This window comes from Simonsiella muelleri ATCC 29453 (assembly GCF_002951835.1).
Taxonomy (GTDB): Bacteria; Pseudomonadota; Gammaproteobacteria; order Burkholderiales; family Neisseriaceae; genus Simonsiella; species Simonsiella muelleri.
This window is the reverse complement of the sequence record NZ_CP019448.1, coordinates 1,848,043-1,868,166: the sequence shown is the minus strand read 5'-3', so window position 1 is coordinate 1,868,166 and position 20,124 is coordinate 1,848,043. Positions and strand designations below refer to the sequence as shown.

23 protein-coding genes, 1 other RNA gene and 1 pseudogene are annotated in these 20,124 nt (G+C 41.9%); 12 read left to right on the top strand and 13 right to left on the bottom strand.

Annotated elements, in window-relative coordinates:
* Positions 1-142: 142 nt before the first annotated feature.
* Both lapB and BWP33_RS09320 read right to left on the bottom strand, forming a co-directional pair.
* On the bottom strand, positions 143-1,312 hold the full coding sequence (lapB, locus tag BWP33_RS09325) for a lipopolysaccharide assembly protein LapB (protein WP_002641576.1): 1,170 nt from the start codon (positions 1,310-1,312) through the stop codon (positions 143-145).
* An 89-nt stretch (positions 1,313-1,401) separates the two neighbouring features.
* On the bottom strand, positions 1,402-1,719 hold the full coding sequence (locus tag BWP33_RS09320; RefSeq protein WP_040628838.1) for a LapA family protein: 318 nt from the start codon (positions 1,717-1,719) through the stop codon (positions 1,402-1,404).
* A gap of 212 nt (positions 1,720-1,931) precedes the next feature.
* On the opposite strand from BWP33_RS09320, the gene BWP33_RS09315 reads away from it, so the two are divergent.
* A complete protein-coding gene (locus tag BWP33_RS09315; protein ID WP_002641578.1) occupies positions 1,932-2,861 on the top strand; it encodes a branched-chain amino acid transaminase in 930 nt (309 codons plus the stop codon).
* Positions 2,862-2,913: 52 nt separating this feature from the next.
* Here the strand turns inward: BWP33_RS09315 and BWP33_RS09310 are convergent, their stop codons facing one another.
* From BWP33_RS09310 to metZ, 6 genes are all read right to left on the bottom strand, one after another.
* Positions 2,914-3,585 (bottom strand): epoxyqueuosine reductase QueH, encoded by a 672-nt coding sequence (locus tag BWP33_RS09310; RefSeq protein ID WP_002641579.1) that lies wholly within the window; start codon positions 3,583-3,585, stop codon positions 2,914-2,916.
* A complete protein-coding gene (locus BWP33_RS09305; protein WP_002641580.1) occupies positions 3,585-3,773 on the bottom strand; it encodes a zinc-finger domain-containing protein in 189 nt (62 codons plus the stop codon). Before BWP33_RS09305 ends, BWP33_RS09310 begins: the two co-directional genes overlap by 1 nt.
* A gap of 191 nt (positions 3,774-3,964) precedes the next feature.
* Positions 3,965-4,735: an exodeoxyribonuclease III gene (gene xth / locus BWP33_RS09300; protein ID WP_002641581.1), complete on the bottom strand. Its 771-nt coding sequence runs from the start codon at positions 4,733-4,735 to the stop codon at positions 3,965-3,967.
* Positions 4,736-4,923: 188 nt separating this feature from the next.
* Positions 4,924-5,478, bottom strand: coding sequence for an RNA pyrophosphohydrolase (locus BWP33_RS09295; protein ID WP_002641582.1), 555 nt, complete (start codon positions 5,476-5,478; stop codon positions 4,924-4,926).
* Between the two features lie 45 nt (positions 5,479-5,523).
* On the bottom strand, positions 5,524-5,721 hold the full coding sequence (locus BWP33_RS09290; RefSeq protein WP_002641583.1) for a DUF2788 domain-containing protein: 198 nt from the start codon (positions 5,719-5,721) through the stop codon (positions 5,524-5,526).
* Positions 5,722-5,816: 95 nt separating this feature from the next.
* A complete protein-coding gene (metZ, locus tag BWP33_RS09285) occupies positions 5,817-6,989 on the bottom strand; it encodes an O-succinylhomoserine sulfhydrylase (protein WP_002641584.1) in 1,173 nt (390 codons plus the stop codon).
* Positions 6,990-7,094: 105 nt separating this feature from the next.
* Between metZ and iscX the strand changes: the two genes are divergently transcribed.
* A complete protein-coding gene (gene iscX, locus BWP33_RS09280; RefSeq protein ID WP_002641585.1) occupies positions 7,095-7,289 on the top strand; it encodes a Fe-S cluster assembly protein IscX in 195 nt (64 codons plus the stop codon).
* Between the two features lie 110 nt (positions 7,290-7,399).
* Here the strand turns inward: iscX and BWP33_RS13170 are convergent, their stop codons facing one another.
* Positions 7,400-7,525 carry a hypothetical protein gene (locus BWP33_RS13170; protein ID WP_263479604.1) on the bottom strand — a complete coding sequence of 42 codons (126 nt, stop codon included), beginning with the start codon at positions 7,523-7,525 and terminating at the stop codon, positions 7,400-7,402.
* 110 nt (positions 7,526-7,635) lie between these two features.
* Here BWP33_RS13170 and pyk point away from each other — a divergent pair, with 110 nt between their 5' ends.
* Entirely contained in the window at positions 7,636-9,105 is a 1,470-nt protein-coding gene (gene pyk / locus BWP33_RS09275) for a pyruvate kinase (protein ID WP_002641586.1), read from the top strand.
* A gap of 110 nt (positions 9,106-9,215) precedes the next feature.
* On the opposite strand, the gene BWP33_RS09270 is transcribed toward pyk, so the two are convergent.
* Positions 9,216-10,658, bottom strand: coding sequence for a sodium:proton antiporter (locus tag BWP33_RS09270; protein ID WP_002641587.1), 1,443 nt, complete (start codon positions 10,656-10,658; stop codon positions 9,216-9,218).
* Positions 10,659-10,736: 78 nt separating this feature from the next.
* On the opposite strand from BWP33_RS09270, the gene BWP33_RS12520 reads away from it, so the two are divergent.
* The 3 genes and pseudogenes from BWP33_RS12520 (at position 10,737) to pyrI (ending at position 12,438) form a co-directional block, all read left to right on the top strand.
* On the top strand, positions 10,737-10,889 hold the full coding sequence (locus tag BWP33_RS12520) for a hypothetical protein (RefSeq protein ID WP_155999534.1): 153 nt from the start codon (positions 10,737-10,739) through the stop codon (positions 10,887-10,889).
* A 119-nt stretch (positions 10,890-11,008) separates the two neighbouring features.
* A pseudogene (gene pyrB, locus BWP33_RS09265) lies at positions 11,009-11,931 on the top strand (aspartate carbamoyltransferase).
* Positions 11,932-11,979: 48 nt separating this feature from the next.
* Complete coding sequence (gene pyrI / locus BWP33_RS09260; protein ID WP_002641589.1) at positions 11,980-12,438, top strand: aspartate carbamoyltransferase regulatory subunit; 459 nt, start codon at positions 11,980-11,982, stop codon at positions 12,436-12,438.
* A gap of 86 nt (positions 12,439-12,524) precedes the next feature.
* On the opposite strand, the gene ffs is transcribed toward pyrI, so the two are convergent.
* An RNA gene (gene ffs / locus BWP33_RS09255) (signal recognition particle sRNA small type) lies at positions 12,525-12,621 on the bottom strand.
* 161 nt (positions 12,622-12,782) lie between these two features.
* Between ffs and BWP33_RS09250 the strand changes: the two genes are divergently transcribed.
* The 6 genes from BWP33_RS09250 to lpxK all read left to right on the top strand — a co-directional run bounded on the left by BWP33_RS09250 (position 12,783) and on the right by lpxK (position 18,381).
* Entirely contained in the window at positions 12,783-13,292 is a 510-nt protein-coding gene (locus BWP33_RS09250) for a cytochrome b (protein WP_002641590.1), read from the top strand.
* Positions 13,293-13,346: 54 nt separating this feature from the next.
* A complete protein-coding gene (locus tag BWP33_RS09245) occupies positions 13,347-13,577 on the top strand; it encodes a putative hemolysin (protein ID WP_002641591.1) in 231 nt (76 codons plus the stop codon).
* Between the two features lie 255 nt (positions 13,578-13,832).
* Positions 13,833-15,122: a histidine--tRNA ligase gene (hisS, locus tag BWP33_RS09240; protein WP_002641592.1), complete on the top strand. Its 1,290-nt coding sequence runs from the start codon at positions 13,833-13,835 to the stop codon at positions 15,120-15,122.
* Between the two features lie 2 nt (positions 15,123-15,124).
* Positions 15,125-15,721, top strand: a complete 597-nt coding sequence (locus BWP33_RS09235; protein ID WP_002641593.1) for a YfgM family protein — start codon at positions 15,125-15,127, stop codon at positions 15,719-15,721.
* Between the two features lie 133 nt (positions 15,722-15,854).
* A complete protein-coding gene (der, locus tag BWP33_RS09230; RefSeq protein WP_040628727.1) occupies positions 15,855-17,324 on the top strand; it encodes a ribosome biogenesis GTPase Der in 1,470 nt (489 codons plus the stop codon).
* A gap of 31 nt (positions 17,325-17,355) precedes the next feature.
* Positions 17,356-18,381, top strand: a complete 1,026-nt coding sequence (gene lpxK / locus BWP33_RS09225; RefSeq protein ID WP_002641595.1) for a tetraacyldisaccharide 4'-kinase — start codon at positions 17,356-17,358, stop codon at positions 18,379-18,381.
* Positions 18,382-18,432: 51 nt separating this feature from the next.
* On the opposite strand, the gene BWP33_RS09220 is transcribed toward lpxK, so the two are convergent.
* Together BWP33_RS09220 and metX are read right to left on the bottom strand one after the other, a co-directional pair.
* On the bottom strand, positions 18,433-18,780 hold the full coding sequence (locus BWP33_RS09220) for a hypothetical protein (RefSeq protein WP_002641596.1): 348 nt from the start codon (positions 18,778-18,780) through the stop codon (positions 18,433-18,435).
* A gap of 2 nt (positions 18,781-18,782) precedes the next feature.
* On the bottom strand, positions 18,783-19,907 hold the full coding sequence (gene metX, locus BWP33_RS09215) for a homoserine O-succinyltransferase MetX (protein WP_002641597.1): 1,125 nt from the start codon (positions 19,905-19,907) through the stop codon (positions 18,783-18,785).
* Positions 19,908-20,124: the final 217 nt, after the last annotated feature.

The following is a 20,124-nucleotide window of genomic DNA, read 5'->3' as shown; positions in this document are numbered from 1 at the left end:
TATACGCCTGTTTCTCAATCTTTAGGCAACCCAAAAATAAAAATCTTACAAACCAACGTGAAACGCACAAGAGTGGGTATGGCGGCGATACGCCATGTCCCCTTTCAAATAATCAACCATCTTTACAGGCTGCCTGAAACAATCACACCTCAATTTTATTAGGTGTAAACGTTTCCCATTTATTACACGCAGGACAATGCCAAAAATAAACCTGTGATTTAAAATGACAATTTCTACAACGAAACATCCATGATTTCTGCAATTGACGCCCCATCACACCACGCATCATGTCCGCATCGGCTTTCCATTGCGGATTCAAATCCGACATCTGCAAGCCCAATAAACGATACATACCATTCAAATCAGGCTTGAGGCGTACCAATTCCACCGCGATTTGATTGGCTTTTTCTTCGCCGTGCAGCAACAGCGATTTTTCATAAATGACGTTAATCAAATCCAAAGCAGGAAACGTTTTGGCATAACCAATCAACACATTCAAGCCATCTTCGGGTTTACTCATCGCGTCATAGGCATCGTATAAACGCTCACCCACCATGCTTAAATAAGCATGATTTTGCTTTTCAATGGCAGAATATGCCGCAATAGCTGCACCAAAATTACCTTGTTTTTGTTCAATATCGCCCAAAATCATATTAGCGCGTGTGCATTTTGGGTTGGCATTTAAGGCAGCCTGAACGTATTCTCGCGCCTCATCAAAATGAGATTGAAACAATACAGCCTGCGCCATTTCACAATAAAATTGTGCAATTTCAAATTGATATGTTTGATTGTCGTGCGACAATAATTGTGCTGTGGCAATGGCTTTTTCCCAATCACGGTCTTGTTGATAAATATTGAGTAACACCTCATTGGCTTGTTTTGCCATGTTACCTTTTTGTAATTCAATGAAAATTTGTTCGGCTCTGTCCACCAAACCTGCACTTTGATAATTCAAACCCAATTCATACAGCACGCGTTCATGTTTCTCACCGACCGTATCAGGCGAATTTAACAACGTTTTGTGCATGGCAATGGCTTTATCGTTCTCGCCACGCTGACGATACAATTTACCCAAAGTCAAATTCAAATCGTAAGAACCCTGTTGTTGGTCAATGACTTCGGCGAGATTTCGCGCTGCCTTGCCTGTATTTTTGTCAACCAAAGCGTCCAAACTGTTGTAAAAACCGCTTGGTATGGTTTTGGCTTGTTTTAACACGGTTTTCATGTCCACACGCGCCGCAAACCAGCCCATGGCAAAAAAAATCGGCAGCAACGCAATCGGCACGAGCAACCACCAAATATCCATATCCATAAAAATATCCTAAATTTTTCAGGCTGCCCAAATATACAGTGGAATATTATTTCACCATATTAAAAACAGCCTGAAAATCAACTTATTGATTATTTTGTAACTTTATTATTTGAAACAGCGGGTTTGGCTACAGGTGCGCTGATGGCTTCGGTTGTCAAACGTGCTGATTTTTGCACCTCGTTACGCAATCGATTGTTTTCACTACGTAAACGCAGTAAGCGTCCAAACATCGCAAACAAACCAAACACCGCACCCACCACAAATCCACCAAACACAATCACAATCAATGGCAACTGGGTAGATTGTTCTGGCAAATAAGTAAATTGCACGTTTTGCGTGTTTAAAAATGCCACAATCAACAGCAACAACAAAATCACACCTTTGATAATCCAAGAAATAATTTTCATCAATTTCATAATTCAAACCTTCATTTAGTGAAATAAAAAAATGGCGATAGTGTAAACGATTTGGGCGTTTTTTGATACGGTTGCGCTTGTTTAATCACGTTCAAAGTGTATAATTTGGGGCTGATTTTTGTTGTTTTGATACAAAATGGGTTTTCAGGCAGCCTGAAAAATTTTCTCTCAATCCCAATCCTATATACAGAAGGAAGCAACACATGGCACTCACAATGGACGACCGCGATGGCAAAATTTGGCACAACGGTAAACTAGTAGAATGGCGCGATTCCAAAACACACACATTAACACATTCATTACATTATGGTTTATCTGTATTTGAAGGCGTCCGCGCCTATGAAACACCTAAAGGTACAGCTGTTTTCCGCCTGCAAGATCACACAAACCGCTTATTTGATTCTGCCAAAATTTTTGGTATGAATATCCCATTTAGCAAAGATGAAATTAATCAAGCACATATTGACGTGGTCAAAGCCAATGAACTGAAATCTTGCTATTTTCGTCCCATTGCATTTTATGGCTCAAACAAATTAGGTATTGCACCACAATCCGATGATGTTCAAGTCATTGTGGCAGCGTGGGCTTGGGGAGCGTATCTGGGTGAAGAAGCCCTGAAACAAGGGATTCGCTGTAAAATCAGCAGTTTCTCGCGCCATCACCCAAACATCACCATGATTAAAGCCAAAGCCAGTGGCAATTATATGAATTCTATCTTAGCAAACACCGAAGCCCATCACGATGGCTATGATGAGGCTATTTTATTAGATTCAACAGGTTATGTTGCAGAAGGTTCGGGCGAAAACATCTTTGTTGTATCGCGTGGCAAATTATTCACACCCGCATTAGATGTGGCTTTAGATGGCATCACGCGCCGTACCATCATTGAAATTGCCAAAAAATTAGGCGTGGAAGTCGTAGAAAAACGCATCACGCGTGATGAATTGTATGTCGCTGACGAAGTCTTTTTCACAGGAACGGCCGCCGAAGTTACCCCAATCCGCGAAATTGATAACCGTCAAATTGGTATCGGCGCACGTGGCGAATTAACCACCGAATTGCAACAACGTTTCTTTGACATTGTGCAAGGTCGCAATCCCGACTATGAACATTATTTGACTTACGTTAAATAACAAATCAGGCAGCCTGAAAATTCACCTTTCAGGCTGCCTGATGAATTATGGATTATTCTTCTTCATCGCCATAGTATTTCACACCAATTTTAATCGCATCACGCCCTTTTTCGCGTCGCCAAGCATTGGTATCACGTAATGAATACACGCAACCACAATATTCTTGCTGATAAAAATGCTCGCGTTTGCTGATTTCAATCATACGCGCCGAACCGCCACCTTTACGCCAATTAAAATCCCAATAAGTTATATTCGGGTATTTTTCGGCAGCGCGGTGTCCGCAACCGTTGATTTGGTTCATATCTTTCCAACGTGAAATGCCCAAGCTGCTGGTAATCACAGGAAAATCATTTTCATGCGCATACAACGCCGTGCGTTCAAATCGCATATCAAAACACATCGTACAACGAATACCGCGCTCGGGTTCATATTCCATGCCTTTGGCGCGTTCAAACCAGTTGTCTACGTCATAATCTGCGTCAATAAATGGAACACCATGTTGTTCAGCGAATTTGATGTTTTCGTTTTTGCGAATTTCGTATTCTTTTAATGGGTGGATATTCGGATTGTAAAAAAATACTGTGTAATCAATATTACTTGCCAGCAACGCTTCCATCACTTCGCCCGAACACGGCGCACAACAAGAATGCAGCAACAACTTATCTGCGCTATTGGGTAGGGTCAATTTAGGGCGGTCAATAGGGGTAACTTGTGGATTTGCCATTAGTGGTGTCCTTTGGCTTCGCCGTCCAATTGGTACATTGTTCCACAATAAGGGCATTCAATTTGGCTATTGGATTGGATTGGTAAAAATACGCGTGGATGTCCGTTCCATTTTTCGGTTTGTGCACCAGCACAATGCAAAGGTAAATCGTGTGGATGGATGTGAATGATTTCGTTGTTTTGTTCCATAGTGGGATTCCTAGAGATGAATTTTGGTTTTTCAGGCTGCCTGAGAATTGCTCCGTTAATTTTACCGTTTTTCAGGCAGCCTGAAAAATAAATTCACAAAATATTTAAGAACCTGTATTCATAGCCAACATGAAATGGATTTTTGTCCCAGTTGGTACGAATGGCTGTGAATACAGGTTCTAAAGATTTTGTTAAATTTGGAAATCGGCATGCACTGGTGCATGATCGCTGGGACGTTCGTTAGCACGGGTGTGGGTGTCCACCACAACTTGTTGAAGTTTGTCAATCAAATTATCTGAGACCAAAATATGGTCAATCCGCAACCCCAGCCCTTTTTCAAACATCGCACCACGATAATCCCACCAAGTATAAAATTTGCCAATTGGATTCGCATGACGTAAACCATCGGTTAAACCCAAATCCAACAAATTTTTAAACCAACTGCGCTCTTCACTGGAACAATGAATTTGTTCATGCCATTTTTTCGGGTCGTACACATCTTCATCAGTGGGCGCAATATTAAAATCACCCAACAACACCAAATCCGCATAACGCGCTAATTCATCTCGCACGAAATGGGTTAGCGCAGCAAACCACTCGCGTTTATATGCAAATTTTGGGCTGTCCAATGCTTCTCCATTCACGCAATACACATTTATCACGCGCACACCATTCACAGTTGCCACAATCACGCGACGTTGTGGGTCATTGGGCATTTGAGGCAATCCAGTTTGCACATCGGTCAATTCATGACGACTAATCAACGCAACGCCGTTATACGTTTTCTGCCCCGACCACACTGCATTCCAACCCATCATTTGCAGCGCGGCAAGGGGAAATTTATCTTGCTCCAATTTTAATTCTTGTAAAGCCAACACATCGGGTTGCTCATTCATCAGCCATTCCATCACTTGCGGCTGACGAACATTGAGTGAATTTACATTCCAAGTAGCTATTTTCATTTAACTTATTCTTTCATATTTTTTAGAACCTGTGTTCGTAAGAGTAGCGATAAAAGCAAACTATTAAGATTATGAACACAGGTTCTTAATTGTAGGTAGTAACAAACGGCGACCATCAGTTGGCTTAGAAAGACTGTCATTATAAAAAAATAATTTCAGGCTGCCTGAAAATTAAATAACTTTTTGATTTAAATAGATTTATGATGCGTTTTACGTTCTTCCAAAATGCGTCCCAAATATTCGCCCATGCTTTCCATGTTGGGAATGAAACGCGACAATTCGGTTAAAGCGCGTTCATAAACTATTTTTTTAAATTCAATCACTTCGTCAATTGGATACCAATAGTCTGTCCATCGCCATGCATCAAATTCGGGCTGTTGCGTGGCGCGTAAAAACACATCGTTATCACGCCCCACCAGTCGTAACAAAAACCAAATTTGCTTTTGTCCGCGATACGCGCCGCGCCATTCGCGTTTGACCCAATGCGTTGGCACATCGTAACGCAACCAATCGCGTGTCCGTCCCAAAATTTTGACGTGTTCGGGCAATAAACCAACTTCTTCAAACAATTCACGAAACATAGCAGTTTCGGGGCTTTCGCTGGGTTTGATGCCTCCCTGTGGGAATTGCCACGATTGTTCGCGCACGCGCTTGCCCCAAAATACTTTATTTTCTTTATTAATTAATATGATACCAACATTAGGGCGATAACCTTCTCTATCTAAAGCGCAATCGCGTTGCATAATGTACTTTCTTAAAAATATGGATGGCTAAATTTTACATCATTTTTACATCATTAATTTAATCAGCACGTTTTTAAATAAAAACCCCGCAATCCCCAATCCCAGCACCAAAAACAAAATTGCCGTGCCAAATTTTCCTGCTTTGGATTCTTTACCCAAATTCCAAATAATAAAGCCCAAAAAAATCACAAAAACCGTGATGCAAACTTTAAATGCAATCGCCGCAAATTCTTCTTCTGACATAATGAGTTATCCTTTAAGATGATGTGTGTGTTTAGGCAGCCTTGCAATATATTATCAGGCTGCCTGAAAATAAATGAGTGAATGATTTTAAGGGATTATTCGCCCAACGCTTGTTGTAAATCCCAAATCAAATCATCAACATATTCTAAACCAATCGCGATACGCAATAAGCCATCTGTGATGCCTGCTGCTAATTTGTCTTCAGGAGACATTCTGCCGTGAGTGGTTGTCCATGGGTGGGTAATGGTGGAGCGTACATCGCCAAAATTGGCAGTTTTAGAGAAGATTTTAACTTGGTCAATGAGTTGCCAAGCGGCTTCTTGTCCGCCTTTTACTTCAAATGCCAACACCGCACCACCACCGCTTTGCTGTTTTTTGACCAATTCGACTTGTGGATTTTCAGGCAGCCCCGAATAATAAACCTTTTGAATTTTCTGTTGTTTTTGTAGCCATTGAGCGATTTTGAGTGCTGCTTGATTTTGTTCACGCACACGCAGCAACATGGTTTCCACGCCACTTAATAAAATCCACGCATTAAATGGCGATAAACTCAAGCCCATAGAATTAACATACAACGCAATTTTTTGAATTAATTCTGCTTTGCCACACACAATACCGCCTAACACGCGACCTTGTCCGTCAATGGCTTTGGTGGCAGATTGTACCGACAAATCCACACCAAATTTTAACGGTTGCTGCACAGCTGGTGAACAAAACGCGTTATCTACTGCCAATAGTGCATTGTTTTTGTGTGCCAATTCGGCTAACTTTTCCAAATCGCCCACTTCGCACAATGGATTGGACGGTGTTTCCAAAAACAACATTTTGGTATTGGGACGAATGGCTTTTTCCCATTCAGACACATCAGTTTGTGAAACAAATGTTACTTCAATACCAAAGCGCATTAAATGCCCAGTAATAAATCCAGCTGTTGTGCCAAACAAACTGCGGCTGCTGATTAAGTGGTCGCCTGCACTCAAAAAGGTCAATAAGGCTGCCTGAATCGCTGCCATGCCTGTACCTGTGGCAATGCCTTCTTCAGCTTGTTCCAATTGGGCGATGCGTTTTTGGAAAGTGGTTACGGTTGGGTTTGCCGTGCGTGAATAAGTAAAACCTTGTTTTTGTTTTGCAAAAATAGCTGCACCATCTGCTGCACTGTCAAACATAAAGCTGCTGGTTAAAAATAAGGCTTGCTGGTGTTCGTTGTAGGCGGTTTGTTCTTTGCTGCCACGAATGGCTAAAGTTTGGGGATGAAGTTGATGAGTCATGTGCTTTCCTTCAATTCAAAATGGTTGGAAAGTGTGGTATTTTGCGCTTTTTCAGGCAGCCTTTCAATGTATAATAATTGAATTTCTCATTTTTGGAGCTTAATTATGAAATGGACCGATACACAATGCATCGCCGAAGAACTCTACGATAATCACCCCGAAATTAACCCTAAAACCGTTCGTTTCACACAATTGCGTGATTTAATTATGGCATTGCCTGATTTTGATGATGATGCCAGTCGCTGTGGCGAGAAAGTTTTGGAAGCCATTCAAATGGCTTGGATTAACGAAGCAGAATAATCACAAAGTTTATTGACAATTTGTTTATGAAGTGAATGTGGCAGGCTATACAGATTTAAAATATTTTTAATTAGTTGAATACGATTTTAGATGTATTTAAGAACCTGTATTTATCGCCAAGCGCGATGTCTTTTTGCCCCATTTAGCACGTCTGCTGCGTTGAATTTCACGCTAATCCAATTAGGAGTGCTACTAGCATGCAAGCTGCCTGAAATATTCTCGTAATAATCTTTCATAATTGTATCATTTTTGATGAAAATCAGACGAATTTTAGTTAAATTGCGTTATAATCTTACAAGATTATTTTCCCGACATTTTATTAATCAACTTAGATTAGGACAAAAATATGAGTTTAAAACGAGACTTAACCCGTATCCGCCACAATACCAAAATCGTGGCAACTTTAGGGCCAGGTAGCAACAACGTGGATTTGTTACGCGACATGATTACGGTTGGCGGCTTGCACGTTGTGCGTTTCAATTTCAGCCATGGTACGCCCGAATTTCATGAAGAAAATGCGCAAATTGTTCGTGAAGCCGCTCGCCAAGCTGGACGCGAAGTAGCGATTATGGCGGATTTGCAAGGTCCGAAAATTCGCGTATCTAAATTACTAAATGGTGGTGTGGACATTGCGACTGGTGAAAAAGTGTTGTTTGACGCGGCTTTGGTCGGTGAAGGCAGCCGTGAGCGCATTGGTTTGGATTATCGTGAATTGCCAAACGATGTGAAAGCTGGCGATATCCTGTTGCTGGACGATGGTTTGTTAACGGTTACGGTGCAAAGTGTATCAGGCAGCGAAATTTTAACCGTTGCCAACAACAGTCATTATTTAAAATCCAATAAAGGCATTAATAAACAAGGGGGAGGCTTGTCGGCTGGTGCATTTACCGAAAAAGATTTCTGTGATTTGAAAACTGCTGTGAAAATTGGTTGCGATTATTTGGCTGTGAGTTTTGTGAAAAATGCGGCAGATATGCACATGGCGCGTGAAGCCGTTGCCAAAGAATGCGCGGCTTTGGGTATTAGCGTGCAGCCAGGTTTGGTGTCTAAAATTGAGCGTATTGAGGCCATTGAAAATTTGGACGAAATCATTGAAGCATCTGATGGCATCATGGTGGCGCGTGGCGATTTGGCAGTGGAAGTGGGTAATGCGGCTGTGCCTGCTTTGCAAAAACGCATGATTCGCCGTGCGCGTGAAATGGGGCGTTTTAGCATCACCGCCACGCAAATGATGGAAAGCATGATTACCAATCCCGTGCCTACTCGCGCTGAAGTGAGCGACGTGGCGAATGCGGTGTTGGACGGTACTGATGCGGTAATGTGTTCGGCTGAAACGGCGATTGGTGCGTATCCATTTGAAACGGTTCGTCAAATGGCCATGATTTGCGCGACTGCTGAAAAAGAACAAGATTCATTGGTGGGCGTGAAAGATGATGATGTGGCGGTAGAAGGCAATTCATTGAATGCGATTGCCAGTGCAGCAGTGCATTTGGCGCGTACAACCAATGCCAAAGCGATTGTGGCATTGACTGAAAGTGGCACATCGGCATTTAAAGTGAGTCGTTATGGTATTTTGATTCCGATTTACGCACTGACCCCAAGTGAAAAAGCACAACGTCGCATGGCAATGTATCGTGGTGTGCGTCCGTTGAATTTGGCGACCAGTACCGACCACGAAACTGCGTTACAAGAAGTGGAAAATTTATTGGTAGAACGCGATGTATTGAAGGCTGGCGACCAATACATTATTACCAGTGGCTTGCGTATGCGTGAGTCGGGTGCAACCAATACCATTCAAATTATTACAGTGCATTAATTGTGTTCTGACTATAAAAATGATTTTCAGGCTGCCTTAATTCAAATATTAAGGCAGCCTGAAAATATTTTCGCATGATGAATTAATTGGTTATGACCAATCTTTGATTATTATAACCATTGAAACACGAAAAAAATAAACGTATGTAAAATAAACAGCGGTACCAAAATTCCGAACGACCATTTCATATAACCGAAAAAGCTGGGCATATTCACTTTGCGTTGTTCGGCGATGGCTTTGACCATGAAATTAGGTGCGTTACCGATGTAGCTCAATGCTCCCATAAACACCGAACCCATTGAAACAGCAAGTAAAGTGTGGAATAAATTGCCACGCATCAATTCGTGTGGATCGCCACCTGCCATATTGAAAAATACCAGATAAGTCGGTGCGTTGTCCAAAAATGCCGACAACACACCCGACATCCAAAAATACATCGTGTTAATCGGTTCGCCTGCGTTGTTGTGTACCAATGCGATTAAATTGGCAAATGCGCCTTTTTCGCCAGCTTGTAAAATCGCCAAAACAGGTGAAATGGTAATGAAAATGCCCAAAAATAATTTACCTACTTCCATGATGGGGTCAAAATTGAATTCATTGCCTGCACGAACCTGATTCGGTGTGATTTTCATGGAAATAATGGCTAATAAAATCAAAATAATATCGCGTACCAAGTTTTGCAGTTCATACATTGTCCCCAACACGCTGATGCCTACGTTGGGTTTCCATAAACCCGACAACAATACCGCACCAACCACACCTGCCAATAATAAGAAATTGATTTTACCGTAAATTTTGACACGATCAACGTATTCAAAGTCTACGTGGGCGTTGGTTGGAGTGGGGTCATGCGGCAAGATTTCATCAGGCTGCTTGAAATATTTGCTGTCCAGCCAATAAAATACTGACAATAAAATCAATGAACTAATTAAAACTGGCGGAAACATATGAATTACCGTCCAGCCAAAATCCACGCCTTTCAAGAAACCCAAAAAGAGTGGAGGGTCGCCTAATGGTGTTAAACCGCCTCCAATATTTGCCACCAAAAAGATAAAAAATACCACTACGTGAACTTTATGTTTGCGGTTATCGTTGGCTTTGAGCAAGGGGCGAATCATCAGCATTGCTGCGCCAGTCGTTCCCATAATAGATGCGAGCATCGTGCCAATTGCCAAAATCGCGGTGTTGAGTTTGGGCGAGCCTTGTAAATTGCCCCACACTAAAATCCCTCCCGAAATCGTGTACAACGCAAACAGCAGTGCAATAAACGGAATGTATTCGCCAACTAAAGCATGAGCAATCAAATGGATAGATTCACTTAAACCAAAAATTAAAGTGAACGGCAATAAAAACAATAATGTCCAACCAGCCGTGATTTTGCCAAAATGATGATGCCAAGTGTGTGCAAAAAAGAGTGGACCAGTCGCAATGGACAATAAAATCAATGCAAAAGGAATCCCCCACATTAAACTTAATTCCGCGCCATTGAAACCAGCTGCATTTGCCCAAACAGGCGCAAGCAGCAAAGGCAACAAAGCAGTTTGTAAACGCATTATGTCTCCTTAAAATCAAAAAGTTTGTGATACCAAACAGCCAAAATTAAAAGTCAGGCTGCCTGAACGAACTCATTGATGATAATAGAATTTGATGGATTTGACTATGATTCATCGCACCAAATCGTTAATTCCACCTTTTCAGGCTGCCTGAAAAAGCATAGAATGCACTCTGAATTTGTTCCTTTTTCACGAAAGTATCAATCTAATGAAATTGTGTCCACGCGCTGATTTTTGTTCAACCACACACGTTGTGGCGCAATGTTGTTTTTGAAAAACCTGTTTGTTATCAAGCAGGTTTTTGTTTTTCAGGCAGCCTGAAAGCAATTTAGCAATTGAAAGAAAAAATAATGCCCAATTTACTTTATCGCAAAAACCTGATTTCCATTGCCGATTTAAACGTCAATGAATTGCAATTATTATTGGACACCGCTTTGCAATTAAAACAGCAACCGCGTGATGATTTGTTGGCTGGCAAATTGATTGCATCGTGTTTTTTTGAACCGTCAACACGGACGCGGTTGTCGTTTGAAACCGCCGTCCAACGTTTGGGGGCAAAGTCATTGGTTTTTCCGATGGCGCAAACACCAGCGCGAAAAAAGGCGAAACGCTCGCTGACACCGCGCGTATCATCAGCAGTTACGCCGATGCCATTATTCAACGCCACCCCAAAGATGGCGCAGCGCGTGTGTTAGCGGAATTTTCGCAAGTGCCAGTGATTAACGCAGGCGATGGCACGAATCAGCATCCTAGCCAAACTTTGTTGGATTTGGTAACGATTTATGAAACGCAAGGCAGCCTGAAAAATTTGAAAATTGCGATGTGTGGCGATTTAAAATATGGGCGTACGGTGCATTCTTTGGCACAGGCGTTAAAATTATTTGATTGTGAATTTGCGTTTGTGTCGCCGCCTAGTTTGGCGATGCCTGACTACATTACCCAAGAATTGGACGCACACGGCACGAAATGGCAAATTTTAGCGAATTTGGAAGATGCGATTGAATGGGCGGATATTTTGTACATGACGCGTGTGCAACGTGAGCGATTTGATGCGGAGGAATTTGCGAAAATTCAAGGTAAATTTAATTTGCACGCCAATCTGTTAACGAATGCGAAAGCAAATTTGCGCGTGTTGCATCCGTTGCCACGCGTAGATGAGATTGCGCCTGATGTGGACAACACGCCGTACGCGTATTATTTTGAGCAAGCGACCAATGGTGTGTACGCGCGAATGGCGATGTTGGCATTGTTGTTAAATGAGCATATTGATTAGGTGGTATGTTTCAGGCTGCCTGAAAAACATTTTAAGGAAATTTAAGCGATGGAAAACAAAAAATTAAGCGTAGAAGCGATTGAAAATGGCACGGTTATTGACCATATTCCAGCAGGTTTGGGTTTAACGATTTTGCGGCAATTTAAATTATTGCATTATGGCAATGCGGTTACGGTGGGGTTTAATTTACCGAGTCAAAGTCAGGGGTGCAAAGACATTATTAAAATCAAAGATGTTATGTTTAATGAACACGATGCGAACCAATTGGCGTTGTTTTCACCGAATGCGGTCGTGAATCAGATTGAGAATTTTCGTGTAGTAAAAAAAATGCGGTTGACGCTACCTGAAAGCATTAGTGCGGTGTTTTGTTGCCCGAATACGAATTGCGCCAGCCACAGTGAGCCTGTTACGAGTCAATTTCATGTTCAGCAGCAAAATGGTTTGGTGAAACTCAAATGTTATTATTGTGAAAAAACCTTTGCGCGAGAATCGGTTGCAGAAGCGTAAATCCTAGAATCAAACAAAAACCCATTTCACACTAGGAAATGGGTTTTTGTTTCAACCAGAAAGGAAATCATCATGAAAAAACATTGGGTAGCGAGCCAAACCCTCGGCACTGACTTTCTTAAGTGGGCTGCTGGCTTCCGCCCCTGACCCGTTGTTTAAAATCATCATGCGAGGAGACCCGCTACTGGATTGGCATTATACAGACACGTTACAAAATTTCAAGTTTTTTTACACATTAAACCTGATTTTTTTACGTTTGCTTTTGCTTGTTTGATGAATTTCATTTTATAATCCGCCGATTATTATGATTATAATTTTTTAACTATTAATGGAAGGAACATACTATGAAACACGATAATTGGGAAAAATATGGCACAATCAGCCGCATCTTACACGGTTTGATGGCGGCTGGTTTTCTATTTATGTTTGCGACGGCGGTGGCGTTTAATATTGATGAAAAGTATTTTAGTTTAATGAGTTATCATAAATCAGTGGGTGTGTTGTTGCTGATTTTAGGCGTGATTCGTTTGATTTGGGCAATCATCAACCATAAACGCCGACCACCTAATTTGATGGTTGCGAAAGCCGGGCATGGTTTATTGTATGTACTGATGTTGGGGGTACCATTGTTGGGGGCATTGCGTCAATATGCCAACGCAAAAGGGGGGCTGGACGTTTTTGGCATCACGTTAATTCCTGCCGCGCCACAAAAAATTGAATCTTTGGTGCAATTGGGTAATCAACTGCATGGAGAATTGGGATTTGCGCTGTTTGTGGTGGTTGCTGGGCACGTTGCGATGGCAGTGTGGCATCAAATTAAAGGTGAAAAAATCATTAACCGTATGTTTGGTTAAGCAATTTTTGGGCTGAAACCTTTTCAAAAAATCATCTTTTAGAAAGTTTTTATTATGAAAAAAATCATGATGTTAACATCTATTGCAACAGGTTTAGCAGCGTGTGCCAATACAGTACCTGCGCCGCAAGTTGGTATGGCAAATCCCGCATCTGAATTTTGTGTAAAACAGGGTGGTCAATCCGTGATGCGCAACGACAAAACAGGTGCAGAATACGGTATGTGTGTTTTGCCAAACGGTCAAGAAGTAGAAGAATGGGCGTATTTCCGCCAATATTCTAGATAAAATTGGTAGAAAGTCAGCCTGAATCAAACCATTTTGTAAATTTAAAATCAGGTAGTGCTTCAAAAAGTATGATGCTTAAAAATCAAGAACCTGTCTTCATCACCAACATGAAATGATTTTTATTCCAGTTGGTATGAATGTCAGGCGAATTTCATGCTGAAAAATAAGCTATAATTCACCGCTATTTAAATTTTGACGCTGAAATATTTTTCAGGCAGCCTGCAACATATTTCTAATCTTTCGGAATAATAAAAAATGGGACAAAAAATCCAATCCGTAAAAGGCATGAACGACCTTTTGCCCGTAGAACAAAAAGATTTCAAACTCACATCAGCCAATTGGCAAGCATTTGAAAACACGATTCAAAAATGGACAAAACGTTTTGGCTACAATCAAATTCGCACGCCAATTGTGGAGCAAACAGGTTTATTCGTCCGCTCCATCGGCGAAGAAACGGACGTAGTCGGCAAAGAAATGTACACATTTTCGGACAGCAACGATACATTGAGCTTGACTTTGCGTCCAGAAGGCACGGCAAGTTGTTTGCGAGCGGTGGTGGAACATAATTTATTGCATAATGGTCCACAAAAACTGTGGTACATGGGACCCATGTTTCGCCGTGAACGCCCACAAAAAGGACGTTATCGCCAATTTCATCAAGTCGGTATTGAAGCATTGGGCTACGAAACACCCGATATTGATGTTGAGTTGATTGCCATGTGCGCCAATTTGTGGCGTGAATTGGGTATTTTGGATTATTTGACTTTGGAATTAAATAGCTTGGGTAATCGCGAAGAACGCGCAGCGCATCGTTCGGCTTTGGTTGAATATTTGACAAAATTTGAAAACCAATTGGACGAAGACAGCAAACGCCGTTTACACACCAATCCTTTGCGTGTTTTGGACACCAAAAATCCTGATTTGCAAGAAATTTGCAATAATGCACCGAAATTAGTAGATTTTTTAGGTGAATATTCCCAAAACCATTACAAAACCGTCAAAAAATTGTTGAATGGTTTGAATATCCAATTTGTGGAAAATCCACGCTTGGTACGTGGTTTGGATTACTACAATCAAACGGTTTTTGAGTGGACAACCGACAAACTAGGCGCACAAGCAACTGTTTGTGGCGGTGGTCGTTACGATGGTTTAATTGAAGAACTGGGCGGAAAACCTGCTGCATCCATTGGTTTTGCCATGGGCATTGAACGCTTATTGTTGCTGGTGTGCGAATATGGCAGCCTGAAAACCGAACACACGCCCGATGTGTTCGTGATGCAACAGGGCGAACAATCCACTTTGGTGGCAATGCAACACGCTGCGACTTTGCGCGAAAATGGTTTTAATGTGGCACAATTTTCAGGCAGCACCAAATTAAAAAATCAGTTCAAAAAAGCCAATGATTCAGGGGCGCGATTTGGCTTGATTATTGCAGAATCAGAAATTGAAGAAAACTTAGTTACCATCAAAGATTTGCGTGAAGATAAAGGACAAATTACCGTCCCAGCCGCGCAATTGGTTCAACAATTAAATGAATGGAAATAACCATGTCAGCACATCACGAAGAATTACAAGAAATTGAAAATGCAAAACATTTATGGCGAAATGGTGGCAAATGGCTATTTGCACTGTTGGTGGCGGCGGCATTGGGCTATTTGGGCAATGTGATTTACAAGGGACAAGTCAAAGACAAAAATGAAAAAGCCGCCGCACTTGCCAGCCAAGTACAAGGCGATGCAACCAAATTAACCGAATTACAACAAAAATTTAGCCAAACAGCTGCCGCAGGGCAAGCCAGTTTAGAAACCGCCAAATCATTATTTGATGCAGGTAAATTGGACGAAGCCGCAACGCAATACCGTTGGGTATTGGCAAATCAAAAAGATGCGTTATTTCAAGCCAGTGCAGCTAAAAATTTGGCGGTGGTTTTATTACAGCAGAAAAAATTTGACGATGCACTGACCGTTTTAAATACACCTGTTGACGAGAGTTTTGCACCCATCATCAACGAAACCAAAGGCGATGTCCTAACCGCACAAGGTAAAACCAAAGAAGCCGTCGCCGCCTATAAATTGGCATTGGATAAATTGTCCGAAGATTCACCAAATCGTGAATTATTGCAATTGAAAATGGCGCAATTGTGATTTTCAGGCAGCCTGAAAAGCGTGAGGCTGCCTAAGCTATTTATTCACGCTTATTAAATTTGATTAACTGTGCATTTTGCACCTGCTTGCTGTCAAAATGTTCAGGCAGCCTGAAACAGAAGAAAGAATAATTATGAAACCAACCATCGCCCTAGTCGGCAGACCTAATGTGGGAAAATCCACCTTATTCAACCGTTTAACCAAAACAAAGGACGCACTGGTACACGATTTGCCAGGTTTGACACGCGACCGACATTATGGACACGGACGCGTTGGCAGCAAACCTTATTTAGTAGTAGATACAGGCGGTTTTGAACCTGTTGTAGACAGCGGTATTTTGCACGAAATGGCAAAACAAACCTTGCAAGCGGTAGACGAAGCCGATGCTGTGATTTTTTTAGTGGACGCGCGTACAGGCTTGACACCACAAGATAAAATTATCGCCGACCGTTTGCGCCAATCATCACGCCCTGTATTTTTGGCAGTCAATAAAGGCGAGGGCGGTAACCGTCCCATTTTGGCGGCGGAATTTTATGAATTGGCGTTGGGTGAGCCTTATGTGATTTCAGGGGCGCATGGCGATGGCGTTTACTATCTGATTGAAGATGTGTTGGAAAAATTCCCCGATACCAGTGATGAGCAGCCTGAAAACAAACACCCTGTTTTTGCTGTGATTGGTCGTCCGAATGTGGGTAAATCCACATTGGTCAATGCAATTTTGGGCGAAGAGCGCGTGATTGCGTTTGATATGGCTGGCACAACGCGCGACAGCATTCACATTGATTTTGAACGCGAAGGCAAGCCGTTTACCATTATCGATACGGCTGGTGTCCGTAAACGCGGTAAAGTAGATGAAGCAGTGGAAAAATTTTCAGTTATCAAAGCGATGCAAGCCATTGAAGCTGCAAATGTGGCGGTTTTGGTGTTGGACGCGCAACAAGATATTGCGGATCAAGATGCCACGATTGCGGGTTTTGCGCTGGAAGCTGGACGCGCGTTGGTGATTGCTGTGAATAAATGGGACGGCATTTCCGAAGAACGCCGCAACGACATTAAACGCGATATTGCACGAAAATTGTATTTCCTTGATTTTGCTAAGTTTCATTATATTTCTGCACTCAAAGAAAAGGGTATTGACGGCTTATTTGACAGCATTCAAGCTGCTTACGATGCCGCGTTCATCAAAATGCCTACGCCAAAAATCACACGCGTTTTACAAAGCGCAATTGAACGCCAACAACCGCCACGCGCGGGTTTGATGCGCCCCAAAATGCGTTACGCGCATCAAGGCGGCATGAATCCGCCCGTGATTGTGATTCACGGTAATTCGTTGCACGCGATTGGCGACAGCTACACGCGCTATCTCACGCAAACTTTCCGTAAAGCGTTTAATTTGCAAGGTACGCCGTTGCGCATTCAATACAATGTCAGCGAAAATCCATATGATGAGGTGGCAGAAAAAACCAAAAATAAACCGCTACGCCGTGTTACATTGAGTAATCGTATTGCCAAACGCGAAAACCGAAAAGACGAAAAAGACCGCAATAGCGGTGGCAAAGTGAAAAAACGCCAAGTGAGCAGCAAAAAATCACACCAAAAATAATTTCAGGCAGCCTGAAAGTGGATTCAAGTGAATGAATTTAAATAAAATAATTGAAAAGCATTGGCAAAAACCCAATCCTATTTTGAGTGTGATTTTGTCGCCGCTGGCTAAAATATTTGCCTACATCGCCCAAAATCGCCGCCAAAAATACCTTTCAGGCAGCCTGAAAACGCAAAAATTGCCGATTCCTGTGATTGTGGTGGGCAATATTCACGTTGGTGGTACGGGCAAAACGCCAATCGTTGCCAAACTGGTTAGCGATTTGCAAGAACGTGGTATCAAAGTGGGGATAATTAGTCGCGGGTATGGCAGAAAATTGCGCGATATTCATGTTTTGCAGCATGATAGCACCGCCGAACAAGCAGGTGATGAACCGCTTATGCTGTATTGCCAAACATACGCACCGACTGCCGTGGGTAAAGACCGTTACGCTGCTGGTATGGCATTATTAGCGCAACATCCTGATTTACAAGTTATTGTTTCAGATGATGGTTTGCAACATTACTCATTGGCACGTGATATTGAAATTGCGGTTTTTCCTGCGGCGGATGTGGGGCGTGATGATTTGGATTATTTACCGAATGGTGGTTTACGCGAGTCAATAACAAGATTGCAATATGTTGATTTTATTATTATTAGTAATTCGGATGAAAATATACTGGTTCGCGCACAAACGTTTTTCAGGCAGCCTGAAAAATTATTTACCAGTCAAATTCAGATATTTGCACCTTATCGTTTGAATCAACCACATGACGTGCTGCTTTCAGACAGCCTGAAAAAGCACGAAACTTGTGCGGCAATAGCCGGCATTGCTCGCCCTGAAAGATTTTTTAATTCATTGAAAAATTTGGGTTTTGATATAAAGCAAAAATGCGTATTACCTGACCACACCAGCATTAATTTAGCAAATTTACCTGTGGCAGATTATGTCTTTATTACCGAAAAAGATGCCATTAAATTATCAGATTCAGTGCCAAATCATGTGTGGGTATTGCCCATTCGTGCAACCATTCAACCTGATTTAGCTGATGTTTTGGTCCAAAAAATCATGCAGTAAAATCAAAAAAATAGGCGAAAAATATTTTTCGCTCATCACTTTTGTTGTGAATCATTTGTTTTGCACCAAAGCCCAGGTTTTGTTCGCTGAATCCCACGCCAAATAAGGTGCATCGTAACCGTCTGCATAAATAATTTGAAAATTTTGCGCATTTAATTTGCGATAATTAGGCTGCCAACCTTGTTTGTTTTGATGAAAACCCAGTTGCAATAAAATGGACGTTTCTTGGTTTTCAGGCAGCCTGTGATTTTTTTGCTGGTAATTTGCCACTTGCGTGATGAGTTTATTGCCAACGCGAATGTCTTTGTATCGTCGCCACTCCATCGGCAAATTCACATACGCTACCATCAGCAACGCAATGACACAAAATCCAATGAGTAATTCTTTGAATGTTTTCATGACTACACCTTGATATTCAACATAAAAGCACGCACCGCATCAATATAAGGTTTGTCTTCCATCAAAAATGCATCATGTCCGTGATGTGATTCTATTTCCACATATTGCACGTTTTTCTTCTCTGCAATCAGTGCTTTAACCAATTCTTGTGAGCGAGATGGTGCAAATCGCCAATCACTGCTGAAACTTGCCACAAAAAATTTGGCTTGTGCGCTGCTGACGGCTGCTGTTAATTGATTATTGTGTTCTGCGGCTGGGTCAAAATAATCCAATGCTTTGGTCATTAACAAATAGGTATTGGCATCAAAATGATCGGCGAATTTGTCCCCTTGATAGCGAAGATAACTTTCCACTTCAAAATCAATATCATAATTGAAATTAAATTCATTACCACGTAATTGTCGCCCAAACTTCTTGCCCAATCCATTTTCAGCTAAATAAGTGATATGCCCCATCATTCGCGCAATGCGCAAACCACGACGTGGCTTGGTGTTATGGCGTGTGTAATGCCCACCGTGAAAATCGGGGTCTGTCAAAATGGCTTGTCGTGCCACATCGTTAAACGCGATATTTTGCGTACTCAAACGTGGCGATGAGGCAATAACCAACGCATGACGCACTCGTCTCGGAAAATCAATCGCCCATTGTAACGCCTGCATTCCCCCCAAACTGCCGCCCACTACCGCCGCCCATTCAGTAATCCCCAAATAATCCGCCAACATTGCCTGCGAATTAACCCAATCACGCACCGTAACCACAGGAAAATCCGCACCATAATCTGCGCCTGTTTCGGGATTTTGCGATAAAGGACCTGTACTACCTGCGCATCCCCCCAAATTATTTAAACCAATCACAAAAAACTTATCGGTATCAATGGGTTTTCCTGAACCAACCATATTATCCCACCAACCAGCGTATTTATCATCTGCGTGATGTCGTCCTGCAACATGATGTGTTCCCGATAATGCATGACAGATTAAAACAGCATTGCTTTTGGACGCATTCAGTGTGCCATAGGTTTCAATCATTAAATCAAAACGCGGTAAAATATGCCCATTTTGCAACGCAAAAGGTTTTTCAAAAGCAATAAGTTGTGGTGTAACAATCGTGGTACTGGTTACGGACATGATAGGCTGCCTGAAAATATTTTTAAGGCGTGAATTATAGCAAATTTTCCCCTTTTCAGGCAGCCTGAAACCCATGCAAAACCTTTCTGATGGTGTATTCTCTGTCATTAAGGCACAAAATAGCGCGTGTGATAAGGCATTTTTGCTGTTTTTCTGAATGGAAGTTTTTTCATTTAAAAGCATTTGATATGCTGTTTTACTATGTTAATTCTGGTTA